Below are 26136 nucleotides of genomic sequence, written 5' to 3'. Positions count from 1 at the left end.
TCCTTACCAGTCGTTGACGTCGGTGCCGAACCGGCGTCGGATGTACTGAGCCGCCTCGGCCGCCTCGGCCTGGGTGGACGGGTGGGTCATGATGGTGCGCTTGAGGAACGGCACGCCGGACTCGATCAGGTTCTTCCAGCCGTCGACGGTGGGGTTTCCATAGGGCACCCCGAGTTCCGGACCGGTCACCCACACCTCGCTGGAGTAGCACTCGGAGAAGGCCGTGCGCGAGACGCCGATCTCGTATGACAGGACCACCTCGTCCTTGCCCGGCTCCACTCTCACCGAGTTGAAGAAGTCGCGCCAGGGCCGGTCTGCCAGGATCCCGCCGCGGTAGGCGAGGAAGTAGCTCTGAACGTGGTAGGCGAACTGGTATGAGGCGGTCAGGCCGCGAATGTCGGGGCCGGGTGCCGCCGCCCATTCGAGCAGGTGCTCAATCGGTCCGAAGGGGCCCAGCAGTGAGTCATTGGTCAGCAGGACGGTGCCCGCCTCGCGCAGCTCGGGGAAGCATCCCAGCGCGGTCGCCCAGGAGCCGAAGTCGTAGCCGAGGTTGGGGCGCCGTATGACCATCGTGTCGGTGGGGACGCCCGCGGGGAACTCCAGCGGCGCGGTGGTCTCGCAGGTGGAGATGACCACGGTTGCGTATCCGGCGGCGTCGAGCCGCTGCAGGTACTCAGACAGTGACCTGGGCTGGACTGGCCCCGCGGAGAACTGGGCCACCAGCGCCACCCGGTCGGAGCCGACGACGGCGTGGGGGTCGCCCCGCTCGATGTGGACGCGTCCTTGCGACACCTCCGAGACCAGCGGTCCCCGCCGCCCTGGCACCCTCATCTGAGGACCCCCCGCAGCACCGTCTTGAGGGCGCGCACGGGAGCCGTCATCTGCCAGGAGGAGGAGTGCCGCATCACGTTGATCTGTTCCCATGCGCCCGCGACCGTGCGGTTGGCTCGGCGCAGCTCCTTCTCCAGCTCCTCATTGCGCAAGGACAGCTCGGAGATTTCGTGGCGCATCTTGCGCAGGGTCGCCCGTAGCTGACGAATCTCCTCGTCACGCGCGGACGCATCACCCATCGACTGGTCGTCCTTCTCAGATGCCATTTTCATGATCCTTCTCCGGCTCCGGGTGCCCGGGCCGCCTGCTCCACCGGCCCGGCGCAAGCGTAACGAGTCCGGGCTCATCCATCATTCGGTCCGCGCGGATAATCATCTCCGTACGTCGATCAGACAGGTCGTAGATCTGCCCGTCCCTGACAAAGCAGGTTGTCAGCCACAGGCGTCCTGGCTGGAACACCACCTGATCGATGCTGTAATCGATATATGAATCGCCTCGGCGCAGCGTGTAGAGCGTGCCTGCGGCGCGCGAGTTCGGGCCCGCTACGGTTACCCCGCCATCCGTGGCGAAGCCCAGCCCCAGCTCCACGTCATGCAAGTCCTTCTTGGCGCGCACGTGCACGCGCAGCGTCAGCGGCTTCCCGTAGGTGATGAAGGGAACCTCCGCCCCGTTCTCATCAAGGAAGTCCACGCCGGTCATGCGGCAGTCCCCGTTTCCCTGGTTCTGCTTGTACGGCTCGTCCTCGGGGAACTCTTCCTCACCCTGCTCTGCGGAGCGCTTGCGCGCCTCTCGCTCGTTGACTGCCGTCAGGTACGAGGAGACCACCTCATCGGCGTCGCCTATCATCTGCACTTTGCCGTGGTCCAGCCAGGCAACCTCGTCACACATCTCGGTTGCGAGCGAGAGCGAGTGCGTCACGAGCACGATGGTGGTGCCGCGGTCGCGCAGTTGCCGCATCAGGTCGAAGCACTTCCGCTGGAACTCCTCGTCACCAACCGCGATGATCTCATCCACGATCAGGATCTCCGGCTTGATCGCTACCGCCGTCGCGAATCCCAGCCGCACCGTCATGCCGGAGGAGTAGACCTTCACGGGCTCGTCGATGAAGTCGCCGATGTCCGCGAAGTCGATGATCCAGTCCAGGGACTCGTCTATCTGCTTCCGGCTGCGCCCCAGGATCGCGCCGTTGAGGTATATGTTCTCGCGGCCGGTCAGCTCCCCGTGGAAGCCCGCCCCAACCTCCAGCAGCGCATCAACCTTGCTGGCCACCATGATCTCGCCGCGGGTGGGCCGGTAGACGCCCGCGAGGATCTTGAGCATGGTGGACTTCCCCGAGCCGTTGTGGCCAACCAGCCCGAAGGTGGTGCCGCGCCGCACCTTGAAGCTGACGTCATTGAGCGCGCGAAACACGTGCGTGTCCTTGGAGCGCCCCCGGACAAAGCGTTCCTTCAGGGAGTCGCGCCGGTCTGCGTGGAGCGTGAAGTGCTTGGAGACATTGCGCACCTCGATGGCGTAGTCATCGTCCGCGCTGGAGACTGGAGTGGTCATCGGCACTCAGATCCTTTCTCCCAGATCGGCTCCCCACCTGCGTGATACCCACACCGCCGCGACCAGGGCCAGCGCTGCCCAGGCGGCGCACGCCAGCCAGCTGGCCGCCGCTCCGGGCTGCAAGGAGTAGACCAGTGAGCGGAACAGGCTGATGAACTGCGCCATGGGCATGCCCTGGATTAGGTCATGGGCTGGAAGCCCCCATACCGTCTGCGGGACAATATCGGGATTGTAGATGATCGGGGTGGCATAGAACATCAGCTGCAGGAAGACCCCCACCAGGTGGGCGAGATCGCGAACATAGATGTTCCATACGGACAGGATCACGCTGACGGCACCGGTGAACACAGTGAGTAGCAGCAGGAAGGGCACCAGCAGCAGCCAGGTCCATGACACATTCGTCAGACACGCCAGGACCACGAGCAGCAGACCAACCTCAATCCCCGACTGCACCCCTACGGCCAGGCAAGAGCCGAGGACAGCGGAGTAGGCCGGGAAATAAACCTTCTGCAGCAGTCCCCCCGACCCCAGAAGGCCGTTTATGCCCGCGTTGATGGAGTTCTGGAAGAATCCCCAAATGGTCAGGCCGGCGAACAGCCAAACCGCAAAGATCCCGATGCCCTCGTGCCGAGAGGCAATAGTTGCGGGGACCATCTTGAACAGCCCACCGAAGATGAGCGTATAGATCCCCAGCGAGGCCAGGGGGACAACCAGGGACCACAGCCAGCCCAGTGCGGTCCCCTTGAACTTCGACTTGAGGTCACGCTGCCCGAATGCCTGGATGAGGTCCCACTCCTGCCAGAAGGACCTCCTGGACCTCACGTTCGTCTTGCTCATGCAGTCCTCACTTGCCTCGGGGTGCACGCCGGAGCGCGGAGTAGTCCGCAACGGGGACTCGCCTACTCGTGTCCGCGCCGGACGGACCAGGCCACCATACCCGCTCAGTCCCAGGCACATACGGGACCGGTGGGTGATGTCTCCCGCACGTTCCGGTTCGCGCTGACGCCCCGCCGGGTAACCTGTGCGCAGCCGTCTGCGGGCGGGCTGCAAGGGAGGTCGTCAATGCCGGTGGTAGTAGCAGTAGTCGTGACCTTCAATCCGGATCACGACATCGCCGGGCTCCTCGGGGCATTGGCCGCGCAGTGCGACCAGGTACTGATCGTTGACAATGGCAGTTCCGCCGAGCGGCTTTCCCGCATACAGGGCGCGGCGGCCGCCGTGGGCGCGGAACTGCTGCCGCTGGGTCACAACCGGGGGATCGCGGCGGCCCAGAACGCGGGTATCGCACGTGCACGCGAGCTGGGTGCCTCCCAGGTGCTGCTGTCCGACCACGACTCCCTGCCGGCGCCGGGGATGGTGCGGCGGCTGCTGTCCGCATTCGACGCCGCCGAGCGTGTCGCTGCGGTCGGTCCCCTGCCGGAGGAGGACCGTGAGGGCGGCGATCAGCTCGTCTACGTGTGCCGTCGCTGGAAGCCGGGACGCGCCACCCCGGCGGAGCTGCGCGCCGACCGCCTCGAAGTCGCCTTCCTCATCGCCTCCGGATGCCTGGTGAGCATGGAGGCGCTCAGCGAGGTCGGAGCCATGGACGAGTCATTGTTCATTGACCACGTTGACCTGGAGTGGGGCCTGCGCGCCCGCCGGGCGGGGTACCGGCTGCTGGTTGTTCCCGCGGCCCGGTTGCACCATTCGCTTGGCGACGACGTCGTTATGCTGCCGGGCCGGTCGCAGCCGGTACACGTCCACGGGCCGGTTCGCAACTACTACCTGGCCCGCAACACCATTTTGCTGGTCCGCAGGCACGCGCTCATGCCCTGGCGGTGGCGCGTGCGCTACGTCTACTGGCTGGCCAAGTACGCGGCTTTCAACGCCCTGCTGCCCGATCGGGGCAAGGAGCGCAGACGCATGCTGCGCCGTGGCATACGCGACGGCCTGCGGCGCCGTTCCGGGGCACTTGCAGCCCAGGACTGAGCCGGCTAGGCAACCCTGCCGATTCCCATGACATCTGCCACCACCAGCACCACTACGACGGCGCACACGCCCCAGATGACGGCCTGTCCGCGTCGCCCCAGGGGCTTTAGCAGCAGCCCGAGCACCAGAGCCGTGAGCGGGATCAGCGTGACTCCGTAACGCGCCGAGACGGTGGGGAAGTAGACCTCCTCACGCACCCACGCCTGAATCTGGACTATTAGCACCACCAGCACCGGACCCACCGCCGCGATGCCGGCGAGCAGCCGCTCCCTCCCGCGCAACGCGATGAGTCCGCAGAACGGCACCACGGTCAGTGCCAGGCCGGCCAGGCTGGTCAGCAACTGGCCGTGGTACGTCATTACCGGGGACCCCTCCCAGGATCCCGCCGTATACCCGAATACGTCGGTGAGCGTCGGCAGCCACTCGTCCAACGGGCTTCCCACGTATTCGGTGTTGTTCTGCCCGAGGACCAGGTTCCTCCAACCGCTCGGCGTGTGGGCGGTGACGTATCGTCCCCACACCAGCGTCACCAGCCCCGCCCCGGAGGCGCCTGCGGCCACTGTGAGCAGCGGCTGCCACCAACGGCCGCTTCCGCGCACCAGCCGCACCACAGCGATGACGCCGAGTACTCCGAGCACGATCACCAGGCTGGCCAGGGCAATCGTCTTGACCAGGCCCGCGCAGGCGCCGGTGACCAGGGCGAGTAGCGCCGCCGACCTGCCCGACAGCTCGCGCGTGAGCACTATCGCGGACAGCACCCCGAACACCAGGAAGGGCGCGTCGGTGGACACTGTCGTGGCCATCATGAGGGTGAAGGGATTAGCGAGCAGTAGCAGGGCCACCGCAGCGGCAAGCCCGCGCGGAAGGGACCACATGCGCATCAGGGCGTATACCATCCCCAGGCCCACCGCGATGAAGACCGCGCAGGACAGGCGCATGAGCGTCACCGGGTCCAGGGAGCTCACCGCCATGCCCATGCGGGTCATCACGGCCACCACGGCGAACAGGCCCGGAGGCTGCCAGGCGTTGTAGTTCTCCAGTATCACCTTGAACTGCGAGCGGTCGGTCACGCCGCACTCGGGCAGTTTGTTATAGACACTGGCCTGCTTCCGGCAGGACCACTCCTCAAGCGTGAAGGAGGTGTAGGTGTCACCACGGTGCGGGAGCTCGCCGTGCATGATGCGCCACACGTAATCGATGTGCGTGGCCTCGTCGATGGGGCTGATCTCATCAACACGCCAGATCTGCAGCGCGGCGATGGCGAATGCGAATGCGGCAATCGCCGCGGCAACACCCACATCGGGCCACCGCCTACGCCAAACCGCCCCTGCGCGGGAGCCTCCGCCACCGCCCGCAGCCCGCCTGCCGCGCCGCGAGGCCGCGCTCCGCCCGGCAACATCAGTGGCGGCGTCAGTCGCGGCGTTGGCAGCGCTGCCAGCGGCAGTTCGGGTCATTCCCACCTGACCGAATGTGCTGGCGATGCTGGACGCGGTCACCATGCTGCTCCTCCTCATCTATCGGCAATCCGCCCGGTCGGCCCCAGCGGCTCACTCGGGCTGTGCCTGCTCCCGCCGACGGCCCTGCCGGGCGGCCACGATTCCCGCCCCGCCCATGGCCAAGTCCGCGATCGTAAGCACCACGCGGGACAGCAAGACCACGGCCACCACGCCGCCGGTACTCAGCGACCCCGCCAGGACGAGTCCGAGCACACCCTCGCGCACGCCCGCGCCCGCAGGAACGAAGACGATCAGGAAGCCTACCGTCCAGGCCATGGCGTACCCGCCGACGCACAGCGCCAGCGTGGCCGCCGAAGCCTCCATCCCGATGCCGACGGCCAGCAGCCACACCTGCACGCCCGCTACCGCCCAGGCCAGTAGCGTCCACGCCGTGCAGGCGCCGATCCCGGACCAGCTCACCGGGTGCTCCAGCGGCGGCCGCCCGGTGAGTCGGAACACGAGCCGCAGCAGCCGGTTGAGCACCGGCGGCGCCAGCATGGTGACGAATACCGGCAGTGTCCATGTCACCCAGCCGTAGCTGTCACGCAACCGCTCCGAGGCGAATGGCATCGTCCCCACCGCCAGCGCGGCGCCGGTGACGATCGAGACGATTACCGTTACCGCCATGACTGATACCGAGCGGCGGCGGGGGATGTCATGGTCCGCGCCGAGCTCTGCCGCGGCAAGGATGTTCCACACCCCGCCGGGCATGTACTTGCCCAGCTGGGAGACGAAGAAGACGCGGAAGGCCGCGCTGGGCGGCAGGGTTGTGCCCATGTCTGCCAGCAGCACCCGCCAGGCCAGCATGGTCAGCAGCACGTAGACCACACCGGCCAGCAGTGAGCCCAGCAGGGCCAGCGGACTCATTCCGGCCATGGCGGCCACGATGTCATCCCACTGGGAGACGACCGCGTACACAGCCAGCGCCACCACCAGTATGAGGAAGCCGATACGCACCGGGGTGGAGCGCAGCGCCCCCGTGATCCCGCCCAGGAGCGTGCTCACCGGCGCGCCTCTTCCCGGCGCCTGCGCTCCAGGGCGTCCACCAGCGGGGCCACGGCCTGTTCGGGGACGAATGCCGCCGCGGCCGCTGCGGCCCGCGCACGTGCGTCGCGCAGGGCCGCCGGGTCGGTTGCCAGATGCTGCAGGGCGTCCGCCAGCGCACGGGAATCACCCGGCGGCACGAAGACGGCGCCGTCACCGAGCACTCGCCGCTGCGGGGCGGTGTCGGAGGTGACGACGGCGCAGCCGGCCGCAAGCCCCTGGTAGACCTTGTTCGGTACGACGTCGAGCGCCTTGTCGGTGGTGCCGACGATGCCGAGGCACACGTCGTGCTCGGCCACTACGCGGGGCAGCTCGGCGGAGTCCACCCAGTCGCGCCACTGAACCGCCTGCGCGGCCGGGGAGCCGGCCAGAATCTGCTCGCATTCGGCGCGTTCCTGCCCCGCTCCGATCAGCAGGGCGCGTACCGGGGCGCCGCGCTCGGCGAGCAGGCGCAGAGCCTGGGCAATAACGGGGGCTCCCTGAAGCGGGGTGAACAGCCCGAAGAAGACCACGGTGAGCGGACGTTCCGCGTCTCGTGCACCGTCGTCGTCGGCGCGCGCGGCAGCCGCGGCCTCCCCGGCCCCGTACCAGGACCTGGGGGCCCCGACCGGCACAATCACTCCGCGGTCGGCGATGGAGCCATCAAGCTTGGCGGCGTGCTCGCCGGTGTCCAGGACCACCACGTCGGCGCAGTGCGTAGCCATCCGGTCCAGGACGGACAGAAGCCTCGCCTTGGCACCGTCCTCGCCACGGTCGCGGGCGGTGCCGGAGGCGAAGATCAGGTGGTCCAGGATGATCGTTGTGCGCGGGTAGAGCAGGCGGGCCAGCAGCACGTCGAAATGGCCCATGTAGCCCACGAGCAGGGCGTCCGGCTTGCGGGAGCCGCGGAAGCGACGGCTGCCGGCCGCCAGGCGGGACCAGCGCGAGGCCAGCCGCCCGCCGAGGACGGGCAGGCGCCACGGCTGCTTGAGCATCGCGACCCGATCTGCGGTGCTCAGACCCAACGGCTCATCCAGCTCCCGGACCACATTGCCGGGGGTGCGCCGCAGTCCCCCCAGCAGCACCTCCACACGCGGGTGCGCCGCGGTGTCGTAGGTGCCGAAGCCAAGAATCCTGCGCATGCCTCAGTCTTCCCGGCTGTAGGCGGGATCGGCCCCGGAGGGGCGGCCGGAGACCAGGGCGGCACGGATACCGGGGATCTGCGTGTGGTCCACCCGCCCGTACTCGATGTTCTTCACCCGTTCCAGGGTCTCCTCGATCAGCACCCGGTTGGTGCGCTGCAAATCGGCGATCACCAGCAGAGCCACGCTCAGCAGGGCCGCTACCAGCATGGTGGTGCCGAAGACCAGGGACTGGATATGGCCGCCGGCGGTGCCCATGCACCACAGGATAAAGAAGCGGATGAACGGAATCGCCCCGATAACCGCGAACAGTGCGGCCAGCCAGCCCAGCACCACGTGCGGCTTGAACATCAGGTAGGAGCGGGTGATGGCCCCACCGGACTTGGCCATGTGCTGGAAGATGTTGTTGAACAGGCGCGACTCACGCGTCTTGGGGTTGGTGGTGATGGGCACCGAGGCGATGCGCAGCCGCTTGTTGCCCGCCTGGATGATCGTCTCCATGCAGTAGGAGAACTGGGTGATGACGTTGAGCTTGAGCAGGGCGTTCTTGGAGTAGGCGCGGAAGCCGGAGGCGGCGTCAGGCAGGCGGGTGCCGGCCGCGTAGTTGACCACCTGGGAGCCGAAGTGCTGCATGCGCTTCTTGAACCAGGAGAAGTGCGCGATCCTAGCGGTCTGCCGATCGGCAATAGCGATGTCCGCCTCGCCGCGCACCACCGGGGCCACCAGCTCTCCGATGTACTCCTGCTTGTACTGGTTGTCGCCGTCGGTGTTGACCACGATGTCGGCGCCGTGCGCCAGGGCGTAGTCAACGCCGTCGCGGAAGGAGCGGGCCAGGCCCATGTTGCGGGCGTGGCGCACGAAGTGCTTGACCCCGTGCTCCCGAGCAACTTCCACGGTGCGGTCGGTGGAGCCGTCGTCGATCACGAGGATCTCGACCTGATCGACTCCCTCGATCTGGCGGGGGATCGTGTCCAGGACCATGCCCAGCGTCCCCTCCTCGTTGAGGCAGGGGACCTGCACGAACAGTTTCATCAGCTTCCTTCTCGGATGGGCGCACCACCCCCGGGGCGCGAGGCGGCAATGGCTGGAGCTAGCCTACAAGCCGTTGCGGACGCCCCGCCCGCCGGGAGTGGTCCTCCCCGCTGTTCAGCGCACCACTCCCAAGGTGTCCCTGCCGTCGCCGTTCCAGTCGCCGACGATGGCCTGGTCCCCGCTGCGGCCGTAGGTCTGCACGGTATCCGCGACGCCGCTGGACAGGGAGTTACGTACGTAGTAGCTGGCGCCGCGGCGCACGGCGAGGGTGTCCCTGCCGTCCCCGTTCCAGTCGCCCGAATACACCGCATCGGTGGCCCTGCCGTAGATGACGACGCGATCCGCCTTGCCGCCGGCCAGGGAGTTCTTGATGTGGAACTCGGCGCCGCGGCGCACGGCGAGGGTGTCCCTGCCGTCCCCGTTCCAGTCGCCGACGACGACCTCGTCCGCGGCGGTGCCGTAGGTCACCACCTTGTCCGCACCCCCGCCGTACATGGAGTTCTTGAAGTAGTAGGTGTTGCCGCGGCGTACCGCCAGCGTGTCGGTGCCGTTGCCGTCCCAGTCCCCGACGAGTACCTGGTCGGTATCCCTGCCGTAGGTGAAGGTGCGCAGGCTGGCGCCGGAGGTATTGGTGTTCCGGAAGCCGTAGTCGGCGCCGTGGCGCACGCCCGTGGTGTCCACGCCGTCGCCGTTCCAGTCGCCCGCCATAACACTTGTGGCCGGCGTGGTGTAAGTGAACACGATGTTGGCACCGGCCGACCAGGAGTCATTGAGGTAGACCTGGTGGGTGCGGGCGCTGTTGCCCGCCGTTGCCGATCCCGTGGGCGATCCCGTGGGCGAGGTCTGGGCGCTCGTGCCCTTGACCTGGTTCTGTGCGGTCGAGCGGATCTGCCCGAGCTTGGAGTAGCCGACGTCACCGGGGCAGGTGGTGTAGCCGACGTCGCGGTGCCCGGAGATAACCGGCAGGGAGATGGTCTGTCCGGCGGAGTACTTCTCCGTGGACTTGAAGGTGAAGGATGCGGAGCCGGCGGCATTCGTGACCCCGGCCCGCTTCAGGAACCAGCCGGCCATCTTGCCGACGTTGGTGAGCTGGGTGGCTCCAGGGGAGACGCTGGTGTACGTGCCCATCATGGAGATGCCCATGGTGCCGGTGTTGGCGCCGTAGGCGTGGGCACCCACCACCATCTTGCCGGCGGCGGCCCCCGTGGAGCCGTAGCGGCCCTCGAAGACCTGCCCGTACTTGTCCACCAGGAAGTTGTAGCCGATGTCGCCCCAGCCCAGGGTGACGGCGTGGTAGTAGTAGATGCCGTTCACAATCGAGGCGGACTGGCTCGCGGTGTAGTTGTTCGTCCCCGCGGTGTGGTGGACGATCACGTGCTTGGCGGCGGCGTATGTGGGAGACCAGCTCATATAGGCGGAGTTGGCGCCCCACTCCGAGCGAGTTGTCACCGCGACGGGCAGGCCGCCCGCAGTGGTGGCGGTCTCCAGGGCCGCCTGCAGGTCCGGGCCGAGCGAGGTTCCGCCGGCCGCGCCGGAGCCACCCGTCGCGGAGTCCGAGCTCTCCGGGTCGGACTCCTCCGCATCGGTGGCGGGAGCGCCCGTGGGCTGCGCCGTGGCGTCGGCGGTGGGCGCGCCGAGTCCGCCCGCCGGCTCCTCCTCGGGATCCTCAGGGGTGGCCACTGCGGTGGGCTCAGCGTCGGCCGCGCTCAGTTCCGCCGGGTCAAGCACCTCCTCGCCTGCGGGCCGCCCGGGGATGAGCGCGAGCTGGAGCCCGGCGGGAAGGGCCTGCGCGTCACCGACCACGCTGGCCTGGACGGCGTCGGCGCCGCCGGTGATGAACTCCTCGGTTCCGGCCACGCCCGCGGCGTCGTCGCGGCCGGCGCCAGAGGCCTCGTTCAGGTACCAGTCGGACCAGACCCCGCCCTCGCGTACACGCAGGTAGACGCTCAGTCCCGCGGGCAGCTCGTCGGCGCCGGTCCAGGTAAAGCCGGCCACCAGGAAGTCATCCACCTCCAGGGGCTCGGTAAGCAGTAGGGCGTCCGCCTCCGGATCCACGCCACCCGCTGTCCCCACTGTGGCCGCCCTGGCTACGGCGGCCAGCCGCGGCGCGATTCCCGGGTTGACGCCGGTGCCGCCGCTGGTGCCGGCCGATGCCGTGTCCAGCAGGCCGGCCTCGGCCACCTCGGTCGCCTCGCCTGCGGAGGTGGTCAGCTCGAGCAGCTGCACGGGGGCGGCCTGCGTAGCGGTTTCGGCGACCGCAGGGGTCGCGGGTATGAGCCCGGCCGCCAGCAGAGGTAACACCGCTGTCAGTCCGAGGAGTCGTGGGGCTCTCATGGGGATCCTTTCAGCGCCGCATGCGATACCTGTGAATCACATGTGCACCTTGAGGCGCATGTGATTCATGCGAACCATGGGGCACGATACCGATTGCGCGCCCCGAGTCGACCCCTTTGTGCCGCACGACATAATGACAAGCCGGGAATTACTGCTGTGTATTTCCGGGACTTTCCGTGCATTCATGCCGCTCCGCTGTTTAATCCACTGGGATTGCAGAACCGTCTCGGCAAGGCGGCCGGCCCGCGCCCATCGCCGGCGGCTCCCCCGCCCGCCGGGGCGTAGCGGCGCCCGTCGCCGCGACTATGGCATGATTGCGAGCGTTCTAACGCCTTCTAGCAGCGCACTGGGAGCACTCCATGCACGTCCTCATCACCGGCGGCGCCGGCTTCATCGGCGCCAACTTCGTTCACCAGACCCTCGTGCGTCGCCCTGACGCCAAGGTGACAGTGCTGGACAAGCTCACCTACGCCGGCAACCGGGGGTCCCTGGCGGACCTGGGCGACCGGATCGAGCTGGTGGTTGGTGACATCGCCGACGCAGACACGGTGGACCCGCTGGTGGCCGACGCCGACGTGGTGGTCCACTTCGCCGCCGAGTCCCACAATGACAACTCGCTGCGCGACCCCTCCCCCTTCATCCGCACCAACCTGGTGGGCACCTTCACGCTGCTGGAGGCGGTGCGCCGTCACGGGGTGCGCTTCCACCACGTGTCCACCGACGAGGTCTACGGCGACCTCGAGTTGGACGACCCGGCAAAGTTCACTCCCGACACCCCCTACAACCCCTCCTCCCCCTACTCCTCCTCCAAGGCCGGGTCCGACCTGCTGGTGCGCGCCTGGGTGCGTTCCTTCGGGGTGGAGGCCACTATCTCCAACTGCTCGAACAACTACGGCCCCTACCAGCACATCGAGAAGTTCATCCCCCGCCAGATCACCAACCTGATCGACGGCGTGCGTCCGAAGCTCTACGGCGCGGGTGAGAACGTGCGCGACTGGATCCACGTGCTGGACCACAACGACGCCGTTTGGGACATCATTGACAAGGGCCGCATCGGGGAGACCTACCTGATCGGTGCGAACGGGGAGAAGAACAACAAGGAGGTCGTCGAGCTCATCCTGGAGCTGATGGGCCACGACCCCAGCGACTACGAGCACGTGGCGGACCGCCCCGGCCACGACATGCGCTACGCGATCGACAACTCCAAGCTCGTGCAGGAGCTCGGCTGGTCACCGCGGTACACGGACTTCCGCTCCGGCCTGCAGGCCACCATCGACTGGTACCGGGACAATGAGGCCTGGTGGCGCCCGCTGAAGGCGGAGGTTGAGGCCAAGTACGCCGCTCAGGGGCAGTGAGCGCGCCTACGAGCGTCCCGCGGGCGGGTTGGCCGGTCTTGGGGGCTCACTCTCACTCGGCGTCGCAGGCGGTAATGCGCCACAGCGTCGCGCTGTTCTGTGAGTCCACTTCCTCCAGCGCGCTGCGCGGCACCCGAGCCAGCGCCTCTCCCCACAGGGGCTTACGCACACCCCCGGTAAGGCCATCAGGCTCGGCGTCGTCGCTGTAGTAGTACTCGACGCCGTACCGGTTCAGGATCTCGCATACGCGCGGGTCGGTCTCAATCTGGTCGGCGTTCTCCCCGAGCCACCGCAGTTCCGCGGTCGAGGGCCGCGGGCGGGAGGGGTAGAGCACCTTCGTCCCGGCGACGCTCCACAGGTATGCGCTGCCGTTGGAGGGATCCCCCAGGACGACGGCGTCGTCGGGGAGAGCGCCGCCGATGCGACGAATGAAGTCGAGCTCACCGGCGGAGAGCATGGCGCCGTAGGAGATGCGCTCCGGGTCGTGAATCGCCTCAAGCAGTTCTGCGCGCAGACCCCAGCGCCAGCCCGGGGCCGCAAGCAGGGAGATGACCAGCAGCGTCGCCGGGACGTGCTGCCGCATCAGCGTAAGCCCGCGCCCAAGCGCGCTGGCAGGTGCGCCTTTCGCCGCGCCCCAGCGCCGCTGCGCCTGCTGAATGCCGAAGGCCGCGAGCACCAGTACTCCCAGCGTCAGCAGGGGCATGATCCGGGCCCGCTGGGTGTACCAGGGGCCGGCGAGGGCGCGCAGCGGCCATGCGGGGCCGGAGGCGAGCAGCAGTAACAGCAGGGAGATTCCCGTTCCCACTGCCCAGGCGCGCACACGCATGTCCCGGCGCCACGCCGCGGCTCCCCATACCGCTAGGGCGAAGACGAGGGCGTTGCCCGGCATCCAGGGCGTGAAGGTGGCCAGGAGGGGGTGGTCGGTGACTACGGCGAACAGGGTCTCCCAGATGTTCCCGGCTGCGCGGGGGTAGTTGAACACTGCGGCAAGAGGTCGGCGCATGGTCCACGCCCCACCGGCCAGGAGGAGCAGTAGCAGCGCCCCCGAGGCGGCGATGGCCACCCGCGCGCCCACCCCCCTGCGCCATACGCTCCGCCATGCCGGGACTCCGGCCGCCACAACCACGGGCAGGCCGAGCACCGCCAGGTTGAACACGGCCGCACCGTGGGCGATCAGTACACCGAGGCAGGCCCCCAGGGCCAGTATCCAGGCGGCGGTACGCTCCCTCGCACCCACCTTGCCCGACCGCACTGCGCGTACAAGCAGCGCCAGCGCGCCGGGGAGCATCACCACTGACATGCCGTAGGGCCACACGCTGGTGAGCAGCAGAAGCGGCGACACCACGGAGCCTGACAGGGCGGTGCCGACCGCGAGGACCGAGCCGGCTCCGGGAAGGACTTCGCGCAGTAGCGCCGCCACGCCCAGCGGCCACACCAGCGCGGCGAGGACCACCACTAGCAGGTTCGCCCCGGTGATGACGTCGCCAGGCAGCAGTGCGGCAACCGCGTGCCATCCGGTCGGGTAGTACACCGCAGTGCCGCCATACATCGGTGCCAATCCGCCTAGAAATGACGCCGTCCCGGTCTCCCGCACGTAGGCGGTCGCGGAAAGGTGGAATACGGCGTCCGAGGCCTGGGCGGGGTTGTCCCAGGATCCCGTGCCCAGGGCCGTCGGGATGGCGGTGAGGCCCCCCGCCAGGGTGATGGCGGCTAGGAGCAGCAGCCGCTCGCGCCGCGGCAGGCGGTCCCGGTCCAGGGTGTCCGTCCCCCTGGTATCCCGGCTCGTGATGGTGACAGGCAGCGGCAGGCGTCTGAGCGCCAGGCCGACGGCACAGGCGGACACGAGCAGCAGCATCGGCCAGCCGGTCAGCAAGGCAGTGGGCTCCCAGCGCTGTCCCGTGCGCTGGGCGAGCAGCGTCGCCGTCCCCAGTACGCCGAGAGTCAGCGACGGTGCGCTTCCGACTGCGGTTACGCCTCTCGCGCCCCAGCTGCGCGCCAGCAGCCAGCCCGGTACCAGTAGCAGTGCCGCCGCGGCTGCCGCAGTCACCGGTGCCGACGGGCTCGAGACTGCGACCGCGGCGGGCACGGGCACGACCGCTGTAGGCGCGGATGGCAGTAGGTTCATACTCATCCCGGTTACTGCTGGCAGCATCAGTCGCAGGCAGTTAGCCGATACAGGTGCGCCGTGTCCAGTACTGCCACGAGCTCGAACCCGGCGGTCAGGTCTACCTCATCGTATCCGGGGAAGTACATCCACCGCTCCAGATCGGAGATGTCCGAGTCCTCGTAGTAGTACGGCGTACCGCCGATCCGGCTGACGATTTCACACACCCGCGGATTGGTGTCGATCTCATCAAAGTGCTTGGCGATGAACTTCTCATCGGGGGTGCCGGCCGGACTCCACGAGCGGTGCACGCTGGTCGCCGAGGTCAGGACGGGGATTAGGCCCGCGCCGGACTGCGGAAAGCCGTAGACGACGGCGTCGTCAGGCAGCTGCGCACCAACGGCCTCCATGCGCAGCGCCTCGGCATCGGTCACCCACGGCGGGTGAATCAGGTAGACGTAGCCCCGGGTCGTCAGCTGGCGGAAGACACCGGTGTTGGGCGCGCACACTCCCAGGAGCAGGGCCAGGGCCACGGCCCCCGCAACCAGTCCGGCGATCCGGCGTGCCAGTGCTGACCGCTGCGGCCGACGCAGCAGTCCGTGCAGCCACAGCACGACTGCCTCTAGGCCGAGCGCGCCGAAGAACGCCAAGGGGATCACCTCCAGCGCGAGGAATCGGGGGTAGTCCCGCCACCATCCTCCGACCAGGGCCCACCATGGTCCTTCCGGAAGCCCGGTGATCCACACGCACAGCACCGCAACCGCCAGGGCCGCCGTCGGCACCTGCCCCACCCTACGGCGGAACAGTATTAGGCCGATAAACCCCATGACGGCCAAGGGCAGGTACGCCGCCGGGGCGAGTGGCACTGGGGAGACTTTCGCCACCACGTCGTTGAGCAGCACGGGCGCGAGGAATCGCGACCATAAGGGGATCTGTCCGCGGTCGAAGGAGCCCATGGCCTGCAGCGTGGGGATTCGCGTCATCAGTATCAGAGGCAGGCAGGCGACCAGGGCCAGAACGAAGACCGCGGCCAGGCGCAGGGGCCCGCGCGAGATGCTGCGCGCGCGTGGGGCGAGCCGCATGAAGCCCAGTAGGCAGCCGACCTCCACCGCCCATTGGCCGGCCCCGGGGCTGGCAAGACCGATCCCGAGCACCATTACCGCCACGAGCAGTAGCGCACGCCAGTCCAGGCGCCTGCGCCAGAGCAGCACAACCGCGGCCAGGGCCGAGGGAACCAGCGCAATCGCGAATGCCCCGGAGGCCTGCGCGCTGAAGGTCAGCATGAGGCCGGGGAACCATGGGGCGGCCAACGCGAGCCACGGCGCCGCAATCCGCGCGATGGTACCTCTGCTGGCGGTCGCCGTGAGCATGCCCATGCCCGCGGGGAAGAGAACGGCGAACAGTGCCACGGCCATGGCATTGAACACGAAGGGCGTGCTGGCAAAGGGTGCCAGGAATACTGAGAACGCGTGCCAGGCGGTGGGGTAGTTCCCACCCGTCACGGGTATGGCGGCGGTGAGCATGGAGGCGTCACCGCTGCGTTCGATCTCTGCGATGAGGTTCAGCTGCACCATCGCGTCGGTGTTCTGCAGCAGGGCGTCCGGCCTTCCAACCGCCCTGGCGAAGAGCGCCACCTGCGCTCCCCCCGCGGTGACCGCACCGAAGACCGACGCGGCCAGTGCGCGTGACCGACCTGCTTGGCCGGTAAAGGCCTCGGCCTCCGGCTGACCCGCGTCTGTGGTTCCCCGCCGTCGGCGCAGGGCCGCCGCCAGGGCGCCGGCACCACAGATCGCGGCAAGCAGTGCTACAGCAGTCCGCGCGTCCCACGCGATTCCGAGCCGGGACATGACCACTGTGGCCACGCCCACGATTGCGACCGTTACGGCGGGGCCGGCGGCGATTGCCAGCGGCCGCTGAGTTCCCGCTCCCGCCAGCAGGGTCGCGCCGGGAACTGCCACCAGCAGGCTTACAACTGCCGCTGCGAGCACCAAGGCTACCCAGCCCACCATGGGTACTCCTCCTCGTGTGGGAGAGCTCGTGCCGATGGGCCCGGGTGCGGGCCCGCCGGACCGGAATTCTGAAAGACCGCCGTAGGGCTCAATGAACCACGCCGTCCGCGCCTATGCCGGGCGGCGCATGATGCGGGTTACTTGCCCCCGCCGATGGTCAGGCGGGGGGTGCCCGCCCACAGGGCGGCGTCGGTGGCACGGCGGCCGTCCAGCAGCAGCCGCACGCCGGGCAGGTCCGCGGGGGCGAGGGTGGTGTACTCGGGGTGGTCGGCCTGCACGATGGCGACGTCGACGGCGTCGCCGAGGTGGTAGGCGTCCCAGCCGAATCCGGCCAGCTCGGCGTCGGTGTACATGGGGTCGTGCACCAGCACCTGCGCGCCCTTGGCGCGCAGCGCCTCGACCGTGGGGAACACACCTGAGAAGGCGGTCTCCTTGACTTTGCCGCGGTAGGAGGCGCCCAGCACCACCACGCGCAGGCCCTTCAGGTCACCCAGCAATTCCTCGGCACGGTCGACCACGTACTGCGGCATGGTCGCGTTGAAGGACCGGGCGGTGCGCACGATCGAGGCGTCCGGGTCGGTGGACAGGTACAGGCGCGGGTAGACGGGGATGCAGTGGCCGCCCACGGCGATGCCGGGACGGTGGATGTGGGAGTAGGGCTGGGAGTTGCAGGCATCGATGACGCGCTGGATGTCGAAGCCAGCCTTGTCCGCATAGACGGCGAACTGGTTGGCCAGGCCGATGTTGACGTCCCGGTAGGTGGTCTCGGCCAGCTTGGCCATCTCGGCGGCCTCGGCGGTGCCCATATCCCACACGCCGTTGGGGTGGGGCAGGTCGTCACGCTCGTCAAAGTCGAGTACCTGCTCGTAGAAGCGGATACCGGCCTCGGTGCCGACCTCGTTCAGGCCGCCGACCAGCTTGGGGTAGCGGCGCAGGTCGGCGAAGACCCGCCCGGTCAGCACGCGCTCGGGGCTGAACACCAGGTGGAAGTCCTCGCCCTCCTTCAGCCCGCTGATCTCCTCGATCAGCGGCTTCCAGCGCCCGCGGGTGGTGCCCACCGGCAGGGTGGTCTCGTAGGAGACCAGGGTGCCGGGTGTCAGGTGCTCGGCCAGGGAGCGGGTGGCGGCGTCCATCCACTCGAAGTCGGGCTCCCAGGTCTCGTCGTTGACGAACAGGGGCACCACCAGGACAACGGCGTCGGCGCCGGGGATGGCCTCGGCGTAGTCGGTGGTGGCACGCAACGCCCCGGCGGGCACCAGCTGGGCCAACCGGTCGGCGAGCTCGGCCTCACCGGGGAAGGGCTCCCGGGCGGCGTTAACGGCCTCGACAGTGACGGGATTCACGTCCACGCCGATGACCTCGTGCCCCTTTCCGGCGTACTGGACCGCCAGGGGCAGACCGATCTTTCCCAGGGCGACGACGGCGATGCGCATGCGGGTTCCTTCCTCAATCGACCTTTCGGTCCGACCATCGTAAGTCATCCCAGTCACGCGTATCGACCGGCAAGCGTGAGACGCCTGCCCTAAGATGCCTTTGTGAGCCAACGCCCCGCTATCCTCGTGATCTCCTTCTCTCCGATCGCCCGTGACGCCCGCGTCCTGCGCGAGATCAGCGCGCTTGCCGAGGTCGGCGAGGTCACTAGTGTGGGGTACGGCCCCACGCCACCCCACGTGGTCAATCACCTGCAGATACCGGACTCCGCACCGTCCCTGCCGCAGACTCCCGCCGGAGTGCTGAAGCTGGCCACTCGCCGCCTGCGCTCCGCCGAGACTGCCGCACCCGCGGCACGGGCTGCTATGCGCCTGGTGGGCAATAGCCGCTTCGACATGGTCGTCGCCAATGACGCGCGCGCGATCCCCACGGCCTTCGCTGTGGCCCATGGCGCTCCAGTGTGGGCGGACATGCACGAGTGGGCACCCGAGGAGCGCACCCATGTGACCAGCTGGCGCCTGCTTGTGGCTCCCCTGATGGACCACATCTGCCGGACGTATCTCCCGCGCTGTGCGGCCGTGACGACCGTCGGCGGAGAGATCGCGGACCTGTACAACCAGCGCTACGGCGTCGCCCCCAGGCTGGTGCGCAATGCTGCTCGCTACGCAGACCTGTCCCCCTCCCCCGTTCTGACCGAAGGTCCAATTCGCCTCGTGCACTCCGGCGGAGCAATTTACGGCCGCAACATCGAAGCGACTATCGACGCAGTCAAACAACTTGACGAGCACTTCACCCTGGATCTATATCTCGTTGCCGGCGGAGACAATGGCGCCTACCTATCCGCGCTCAAAAAACGTGCCGCAGACTGTGAACGCATCGTCTTCCGCAACCCGGTGCCGCCCGAGGAATTGCCCGCCGTTCTGAACGAATATGATGTGGGCGTATTTTGGATCCCACCGTTCAACACGAACGCACGTCTCACTCTCCCCAATAAGATTTTCGACTTCATCCAGGCACGCCTGGCCGTGGCCGTGGGGCCAACGGTTGAGATGGTGCGAGTAGTTAAAACCTACGGCGTCGGGGTCAGTTCCACAACTAACGATGTCTCTGACATCGTCGCCACCCTGCGTGCGCTGACGCCGGAGAAGGTAGCCAGCTACAAGCACGCCTCTGACCGCGCTGCCCATGAGCTGAGCTTCGAGCACGAGAAGCAGACTATCCACGCCATTGTCAGTGAGCTGACAGAGTCCACCGTTAACTAGCCGCAGGAGCCCCCATGCGAGTCATGTCCGTCGTCGGCGCACGCCCACAGTTCGTCAAACTGGCTCCGATCGACCGCACCTTTAAGGAAGCCGGAATCGAGCACGTGATCGTGCATACCGGCCAGCACTACGACCCCATGCTCTCCGACGTGTTCTTCTCGGACCTGGGCATCTCCGCACCGAACCACCATCTGGGGGTCGGTTCGGGTACGCATGGGCGCCAGACCGGCGCAATGCTGGCCGCCCTGGATGGAGTACTGGAGGGAGATCGCCCAGACTGGATGCTCGTCTACGGCGACACCAACTCGACCCTGGCCGCGGCGCTTGCCGCAGTCAAGATGCACATTCCGGTCGCGCACCTAGAGGCGGGCCTGCGCTCCTTCAACCGACGCATGCCGGAGGAGATCAACCGCGTGCTCACCGATCACGCCGCCGATCTCCTACTCGCACCAACCCAGGTGGGTATGGATCACCTTGCCGAGGAGGGGCTAGCGTCCCGCTCCGTGTTGGTTGGCGACGTCATGACCGACGTTCTCTACAGGGTGCGTGACGAGGTCGCCGCGCAGCCCGGGTGCGCCATCATGGACGAGCTGGGACTGGCTGCGGGAACATACTCCGTGGCAACCATCCACCGTCCGGACAACACTGATGATCCGGCGATTCTCAACACGGTACTCGATTCGCTGGGAGCGGTTGACCACCCTGTAGTGCTGCTCGCCCACCCCAGGCTGGTCGCGAAGTGCGAGGCGGCCGGGATCTCGATCGACCGGGGGTCACTGCGTTCACACCGGCCGCTCGCCTATCCCGACCTCATTGCCTCGGTGATGCACGCGCGTGGCGTCATCACAGACTCCGGCGGCTTGCAGAAGGAGGCGTTCCTACTGCGTGTCCCGACCACCACAGTGCGCCCGCAGACCGAGTGGGTAGAGACGGTGGAATTGGGGTGGAACGTGTTGGTGGAGCCCGGTCCCGACCTGGTAGCCGCAGCGCAGCGCCCGCGGCCCGCGGAAACAAGTGCTGTGCCATACGGCAATGGCCAGGCCGCGAAACAAGTTGCCTTGGCTCTCACCGATGCTTAAAGTACAGCACGATGACCCGCAGCCCCCGCACGCTATTTATGAATAGCGCGCGGAAAACTCACGTCACATGCATTCTCAACCAAGACTGATTAGTTTTCCCTTCAGAGGAGCGCGTTAGCTTGAAGACGATCAAGGCGGTTACTGTAACTTCGGTGCTGATTGATGGGTTGAGTGTCGCCGTTTGATGGCTTTAAAGCCCATGAGCAGGGCGTTGGCTCTTTCTACGGGGCCCGCAGGCTGACCTAGAACTAGTTGTGGGTCTTCGAGTCGGGGTCGAGCTTGGAGCCCCTGGTGGGCGTATTTAGGCCGATTTCTGCGCCCGCGTACCCCTCGTCGCCCCATGTGGGCATCCCGTATGCGACGCAAGGGCACAGCGCTGGCAGCGCATTGGTCATGGCGAGAGTGATAGGGGCGGTGGAGCCCAGACCGACAGGAAAACCGCAAATGCCCCGCACCAGGAACCCAATGGACCTATCAGCGCTTGCACGTTCCCGCCACAGGCCCTGTACTTGGCGGCGCACCACAGGCGGTAGCCGGTATCCGAGTCAAAGTCGGCAACCCAGTAGGTTCACACCAGGGTCCCGTCCTTTGGCACACGAACGGCACGCCCTTGCCCTTCAGGGTGTGTAGCACGTCAGGCGGCTCAGGAACTACGTCAAGGGATCGCGGCTGGTATCGGTACGCGATAGCGGGCGAGACTCTTACATATCGATTCACGGCCGCCACGCTTGGAGCCTGGATAAGCATCACGGCAATGATCTTGATTGTCTGAGTCCGGCGAGTGGCGGCCCTCTGCCAGGACTTGGCGTCGTGACGGCATCCGTGTGCGCTGGAAAAGCATGAGACGATGCGAGCGATGGAAGCGTGGACGCCCGTAGGTGCCACCATGGGACAGCCACACGAAGCCCTTTGCGAAATTGCTTATCACGATTGAGCCACATGCCGCACGCAGGTCCCGCGTGCACCCACACCAACGACACACCCACCTTCCTGCACAGCCCCCCCACCCCCCGCATCCTTACCCCTGACGAGAAACACTCTATATTCATGAGGCTGCAGGTATCGTGGCAGGAGAGCATAGGGGGTGCCCCCTTACCGCGGGTACTTATTGGCCAACAAGCCCGTGAGAACAGTCCATCAGCCGTGGCTGCCGGCACGAAACTCGGCCTCAGACTCCCTTGCGGGGAGTCCCGAGCGGTCGGCCGCCGCGCCCCTCCGCCCCAAGGACCGCAAGCGACCAGACCGAAACAGCTCGGCGTCAATTCAGAAGAGCTCCTAATCGGCCCGAATACACCCCGTACACGGCCAAGACACCCTCCTCGTCCCCAAGCTCACCAGCGCTGAAGGGCACTCAGAACAAAAGGGCATCATCAGCAGGACTGCACCTAACGATTACGACCGTCCAGCCCGAACATTGCCACATGCACGGTAGCCCATCCCGAGGCGCTCATCGCCAAGTCCGAAGAGCCCATACTTATATCCGCTGCACCATCGGTGCAATTAGTCCTCGGTCGACGCCTGGCACGTCTCGGAAGTAGCTAAAAAAAGACCGATTACAACCTTCCCAATAGCGACCACAACCACACTCGCACCCACACTCATTCGCGCGCCCGTGAACACACCTCAAATGCCGACACGCAAAGTCAGACGAATGAGAGTTGCCCCAGCCAATCGTCCACCTTTCGCGCTAGCCGACCTTGGCCTTTCCGTTCCATGCTCGCACACCGGACAGCTGAGTGAAGCTGTAACTGCAACTTCCGGTCGTAAGACCCGTGACAATTCCATACGCAGTAGCTCCGCCTCTACCATCGCCGTAGTAACTAATGCCACCGGAGTCACCGGCTCGGAAACCGTTGCAGTCTGCAACGCCGTCGCGATTGACGTCATGTATGGCGTTCGTCAGGTGCCCAACTGTGGTACTTCCCACCTTTCGCGTACTATTCGTGCTTCGGACAACATACCTGCAAGTCGCTCCTGTGGTTGACCCAGACGCACAGAGTTCGCGGCCAAGCGCCCTCCGGCCGAAGTCTCCACCGCTGATAGGTAGTGACGACGACGAATTGAGCTGTGCGTTAAACACCCGTAGAGCGTAGTGTGATCCCCGCAACAATTGCCAGTCGCCGTATTTGTGCGCGGTTCCAGTCCACGTGGTCGTGTACAGGCTGCCGACGAAGTTCCCGTTACCTCCATTCCGCCAAGTCCCTTTTCCGCAATGCCCGGCCGTCAGCACGTAGTATTTTCCTCCGATTTCGATGGGCGCCCCCAAGCTGCATCGGGTGCCGTTGCTCAGCACGATCGCACCGCCCGCGTAGAAATACGAGCTGTCGTTGAAACGTGTCTTGGCCTCAACTTCCGGTTCACCGGGAGTCACGCGCACTCCCACTCCAATGTCCCCCAAGGAGTCAAGTACGCTGTCTTCGAGGTCATCGAAGTCGGACTGATTACCGTCTTGACGTGAGTCTGCCGGGTGGTCACCCTCTGAGATGGTTACCTCAATGCCGTCTCCGATGGGGTCAGGAGCGACTGACTCGATGTGCAACGCACCCCAATCGCGGTTTAAAACCTGTTCTTCTGCAGCCCTGATCTGTTCTGGCGAATTCTCATTCACGACCGCCCGTATATGGGTCGAATCGGCGGAAAGCAACTCATCCAGGCCCGCAATGTCGAGCGAAGTGACGAACACTTCGACTACCTGCCGGTCTGATGTCAGTGCGACTCCGAGAACGGTATCGGGGTGGGATTCCGCAAATTCTTCCGCTCGGTTGGCAAGCGCTGCAACCGTCGAGGACTCCGAGCCATACCACAGGCGTTGGCCAAACTCATCGACGACGTTTACGCCGACATCATCGGGACCACTGACGTCATCGGCCGCTACGGCGGAAGTAGTAACTGCTTGGAAGCATAGTGCGACAGCAAATGCCGCTGCCAGGGACGTAAACGTACGCATGATCGGGTCTCCACGTTGATTCCGGCATGTCAGGGATTGTGAAGCAGCGTACATCGGCTATGAGGCCGCAGTCAAGCCCTCGGCGCGACTCATCTCAGCTGCTCGTGAGAACCGCAGATGGTGGCGACAAACGGCGGCGGGTCGGCTGGTGCGGGCCAGGGTGGAGATCGCAGGAAGTGCGCGGAGCGTGCGCCAAGGCGCCCAGAGAAGAACGACAGGGGGAGGATACCGAGGCGAGTCGTGCGTGGTCACCGGTCGGCTGCCGAGTGGGCGCAGGCGAGCACGCGGTGCGACACATACCGCTACAACCACGAGGAGCGGCGTGATACGGGCGTACGCATGAGGCGCGACAGGACAACCTGCCCGGAGTCACTCCCGCACAACACGGGTAGGCCCATACCACCGAACACCCAAACCGTAGGAGCCGCTCTAGGGTTCAAGAATCAGCCTGCCTTCCTCATCGAAGACATTCACCTCTCCATCCGGTCCGTACACCGGCTCGTAGGGCGTGTTCAGGCCCCAGGGATCACGCACGAGAGAGTCCGGCGAGTCGAGCTCGCCGCACGCAGTTATGCGCCATACAGATGCAGTGTCCCCGCTCGCCACAAGCTCGAAGCCGGTGGAGGTGTCTACCCCGTAGAGTCCGGGGGCGCGCTCGGCGACGTCCACCCCTGGGACCGTTCCCGAGTCGTCGGCGTAGTAGTAGCCCACGCGATAGTGCCGTATAAGCTCGCAGACTACGGGATCCTCGCGGAGCTCTGCGAAGTGCAGTGCCAGGTAATGAGCATCCCAATCCAGGGAGCGGAAGGTAATGTGGGGGAACACCGAGCGCAGACCGCCTAGAACCTCAACGTACGCCGCACCAGCAGCTGGGTCGCCGAGCACCATTAGAGACGGGTCCGTCCTGCCACGCAATGACTGGATCATCCGTACCTCGTCGGCGCTCAAAGTGCGCACCAGCGCATTACTGCCTACCTCGTAGGAGCTCTCGCTCACGCTCCGACGCGCAGCATCCGCACCGACACCTCCCACCAGAAGGATCGCTGCACAGGCCGCAGCGGTGACCTCCGCAGTAGCCTTACGGCGGGGAGCGGAAGCATGCTCGGCAACAGCCCCGGCACAAGTCTCCACCGCTACGACCGCCAGCAGTGAGATTGACGGAATAACCAGGGGTATGATGCGGTACGGATCGTTATACCAGAGCCCCGTGAGCGCAGTAAGAGGACCTAGCGGCAGGTAAGCCGCAACCAGTAGAACCATTGGCAGCAGCCAAGCGCAGGCAATCCATCGCCATTCTTTACGGCGCGCTGCGATTGCCAGCCCCGCGGCGGTCAGCAGCAGCTGTAGTGCAAGCGCTAGCCGGTACCCCAAGTAGCCGCTGCCCAACGGCCAAAGCGTGATCATCGCCTGTATACGCCGGGGTAGGTTCGAGACTCCGGCGTATCCCTCACGAGCAAGACGCGCCATCACGCCCGGCTCGAGTATCAGCAACCCACCCACAAGCAGAACTGCGAACACGCCAAAGGCAACCAGGAGCAACGTCCCGCGTCGTCTTCCAAGACGGCGCAATATGAAACCCGCTGCGACCTTCGCTATGCCGTACAGGAGCGGAATACCGGTGAGAAGGACCGAGAATACGGCGGATGGATACGTGGCGATCGCCCCTCCCAGAGCGATCATAAAGGCGACGAGCGCGATGACGGCTCGTCGCCTTCCCGCCGTGCCGGTGAGGCGGAGCATATGCATCGCCCGGCACAGCAACGCGAGCATAGCGGGAAGGACCGCGTACCCCAGAGCATTGGGCCACAACTGCCGATAACCGAGCATGTACACTGGAAACGCCGGAAGCAGAGCCGCCGTCAGAGGCGCGATTACCGGAGCCCACCTAGAGGTGGGGAAGGCCTCCATTGCAAGAGCAGCTATGCCGAGCGTCCATATGACGGGGGTGAGCGCGACCAGCGTATTGGTCACTGTTACCACGTGCGCGGGGCCGGCGACGGCGGCAACGATGGCATGCCATACCAAGGGATAGTATGCGGGGATTGCACGCAAGGAGAACGACCAGGAAGCACCGGTGAGCAGGGAGGCATCACCGGTCTGTGTAATGACCCAAGCAAGATTGTAATGGAACACCGAGTCTATCTGCTGGGCTGGCAGCTCCGGATTCCACTGGCTAACTATTGGTGCTGCAATAAGAATACCTGTCATGGTCGCCGCCAGCAGCGCCATGCCCGCCGTACCGCGCCTCCGCTGCGATAGTTCCTCCGGTAAGACCGCGGGCAGACCGCCTAGAACGAGCCGCGCAGTCAACGAGACGACAAGCACGTACAGCACCAGACCGATTACCAACGAGGTGATCGTGTAGCGCACGCCCGTCCAGGAGTAGACCTGACCGAGCAAGGCAATCCCGGCAAAGGTCACTGGCGGCGCTGCCGCCACCGGCAGCACGCCCCGATATCCTAGAGCGCGCAACGCCGCCCAGCCCGGCGCGAACACCAACCCGATGAGGCCGATGAGGTGGCCGGCATTGTGCAGCCACGGCAGGAGAACTGACATGAGGAACTTTCTCTTGAAA

General features: G+C 66.4%; 18 protein-coding genes. 4 read left to right on the top strand and 14 right to left on the bottom strand.

The genetic code is table 11. The features are described 5' to 3' along the window. Positions 1 to 3: 3 nt before the first annotated feature. From GZ998_RS04945 to GZ998_RS04930, 4 genes are read right to left on the bottom strand one after another with little or no spacing between them, the layout of a single operon-like run. Positions 4 to 792 carry a rhamnan synthesis F family protein gene (locus GZ998_RS04945; protein ID WP_308807164.1) on the bottom strand — a complete coding sequence of 263 codons (789 nt, stop codon included), beginning with the start codon at positions 790 to 792 and terminating at the stop codon, positions 4 to 6. Between the two features lie 35 nt (positions 793 to 827). Then, a complete protein-coding gene (locus GZ998_RS04940) occupies positions 828 to 1097 on the bottom strand; it encodes a coiled-coil domain-containing protein 22 (protein WP_237564120.1) in 270 nt (89 codons plus the stop codon). Then, complete coding sequence (locus GZ998_RS04935) at positions 1087 to 2379, bottom strand: ABC transporter ATP-binding protein (protein WP_219109206.1); 1293 nt, start codon at positions 2377 to 2379, stop codon at positions 1087 to 1089. The genes GZ998_RS04940 and GZ998_RS04935 overlap by 11 nt, the downstream gene beginning before the upstream one ends. A gap of 6 nt (positions 2380 to 2385) precedes the next feature. Further along, a complete protein-coding gene (locus GZ998_RS04930; RefSeq protein WP_162678468.1) occupies positions 2386 to 3216 on the bottom strand; it encodes an ABC transporter permease in 831 nt (276 codons plus the stop codon). Between the two features lie 225 nt (positions 3217 to 3441). Between GZ998_RS04930 and GZ998_RS04925 the strand changes: the two genes are divergently transcribed. Beyond that, positions 3442 to 4347, top strand: a complete 906-nt coding sequence (locus tag GZ998_RS04925) for a glycosyltransferase family 2 protein (protein WP_219109205.1) — start codon at positions 3442 to 3444, stop codon at positions 4345 to 4347. A gap of 5 nt (positions 4348 to 4352) precedes the next feature. Here GZ998_RS04925 and GZ998_RS04920 read toward each other — a convergent pair whose 3' ends face one another. The 5 genes from GZ998_RS04920 to GZ998_RS04900 all read right to left on the bottom strand — a co-directional run bounded on the left by GZ998_RS04920 (position 4353) and on the right by GZ998_RS04900 (position 11374). Continuing rightward, a complete protein-coding gene (locus GZ998_RS04920; protein ID WP_219109204.1) occupies positions 4353 to 5846 on the bottom strand; it encodes a phospholipid carrier-dependent glycosyltransferase in 1494 nt (497 codons plus the stop codon). A gap of 48 nt (positions 5847 to 5894) precedes the next feature. Next, on the bottom strand, positions 5895 to 6848 hold the full coding sequence (locus GZ998_RS04915) for a lysylphosphatidylglycerol synthase domain-containing protein (RefSeq protein ID WP_219109203.1): 954 nt from the start codon (positions 6846 to 6848) through the stop codon (positions 5895 to 5897). After that, positions 6845 to 8008, bottom strand: coding sequence for a glycosyltransferase family 4 protein (locus tag GZ998_RS04910; RefSeq protein WP_219109202.1), 1164 nt, complete (start codon positions 8006 to 8008; stop codon positions 6845 to 6847). Before GZ998_RS04910 ends, GZ998_RS04915 begins: the two co-directional genes overlap by 4 nt. A gap of 3 nt (positions 8009 to 8011) precedes the next feature. Next, complete coding sequence (locus GZ998_RS04905; protein ID WP_161924583.1) at positions 8012 to 9040, bottom strand: glycosyltransferase family 2 protein; 1029 nt, start codon at positions 9038 to 9040, stop codon at positions 8012 to 8014. Between the two features lie 114 nt (positions 9041 to 9154). Beyond that, positions 9155 to 11374: an N-acetylmuramoyl-L-alanine amidase gene (locus GZ998_RS04900; RefSeq protein ID WP_219109201.1), complete on the bottom strand. Its 2220-nt coding sequence runs from the start codon at positions 11372 to 11374 to the stop codon at positions 9155 to 9157. 359 nt (positions 11375 to 11733) lie between these two features. Here GZ998_RS04900 and rfbB point away from each other — a divergent pair, with 359 nt between their 5' ends. Beyond that, positions 11734 to 12729, top strand: a complete 996-nt coding sequence (gene rfbB / locus GZ998_RS04895) for a dTDP-glucose 4,6-dehydratase (protein WP_161924586.1) — start codon at positions 11734 to 11736, stop codon at positions 12727 to 12729. A 52-nt stretch (positions 12730 to 12781) separates the two neighbouring features. Here the strand turns inward: rfbB and GZ998_RS04890 are convergent, their stop codons facing one another. From GZ998_RS04890 to GZ998_RS04880, 3 genes are all read right to left on the bottom strand, one after another. Next, on the bottom strand, positions 12782 to 14854 hold the full coding sequence (locus GZ998_RS04890) for a DUF6541 family protein (RefSeq protein ID WP_257505144.1): 2073 nt from the start codon (positions 14852 to 14854) through the stop codon (positions 12782 to 12784). 26 nt (positions 14855 to 14880) lie between these two features. Beyond that, entirely contained in the window at positions 14881 to 16842 is a 1962-nt protein-coding gene (locus GZ998_RS04885; RefSeq protein WP_219109200.1) for a DUF6541 family protein, read from the bottom strand. Positions 16843 to 16979: 137 nt separating this feature from the next. Continuing rightward, complete coding sequence (locus GZ998_RS04880) at positions 16980 to 18275, bottom strand: nucleotide sugar dehydrogenase (protein WP_161924588.1); 1296 nt, start codon at positions 18273 to 18275, stop codon at positions 16980 to 16982. A gap of 102 nt (positions 18276 to 18377) precedes the next feature. Here GZ998_RS04880 and GZ998_RS04875 point away from each other — a divergent pair, with 102 nt between their 5' ends. Further along, entirely contained in the window at positions 18378 to 19535 is a 1158-nt protein-coding gene (locus GZ998_RS04875; RefSeq protein ID WP_161924589.1) for a glycosyltransferase, read from the top strand. Positions 19536 to 19549: 14 nt separating this feature from the next. Next, the gene (gene wecB / locus GZ998_RS04870) at positions 19550 to 20614 is read left to right on the top strand and encodes a non-hydrolyzing UDP-N-acetylglucosamine 2-epimerase (RefSeq protein WP_161924590.1); all 1065 of its coding nucleotides are present in this window, start codon (positions 19550 to 19552) and stop codon (positions 20612 to 20614) included. A 1687-nt stretch (positions 20615 to 22301) separates the two neighbouring features. On the opposite strand, the gene GZ998_RS04865 is transcribed toward wecB, so the two are convergent. Further along, positions 22302 to 23561 (bottom strand): hypothetical protein, encoded by a 1260-nt coding sequence (locus tag GZ998_RS04865; RefSeq protein ID WP_162678476.1) that lies wholly within the window; start codon positions 23559 to 23561, stop codon positions 22302 to 22304. A gap of 429 nt (positions 23562 to 23990) precedes the next feature. Continuing rightward, positions 23991 to 26117 carry a DUF6541 family protein gene (locus tag GZ998_RS04860; protein ID WP_161924592.1) on the bottom strand — a complete coding sequence of 709 codons (2127 nt, stop codon included), beginning with the start codon at positions 26115 to 26117 and terminating at the stop codon, positions 23991 to 23993. Between the last annotated feature and the right edge of the window lie 19 nt (positions 26118 to 26136).

This window comes from Actinomyces sp. 594, from assembly GCF_019325145.1.
In the GTDB taxonomy this organism is placed as follows: Bacteria; Actinomycetota; Actinomycetes; order Actinomycetales; family Actinomycetaceae; genus Actinomyces.
This window is presented reverse-complemented; position numbering and strand designations above follow the sequence as displayed.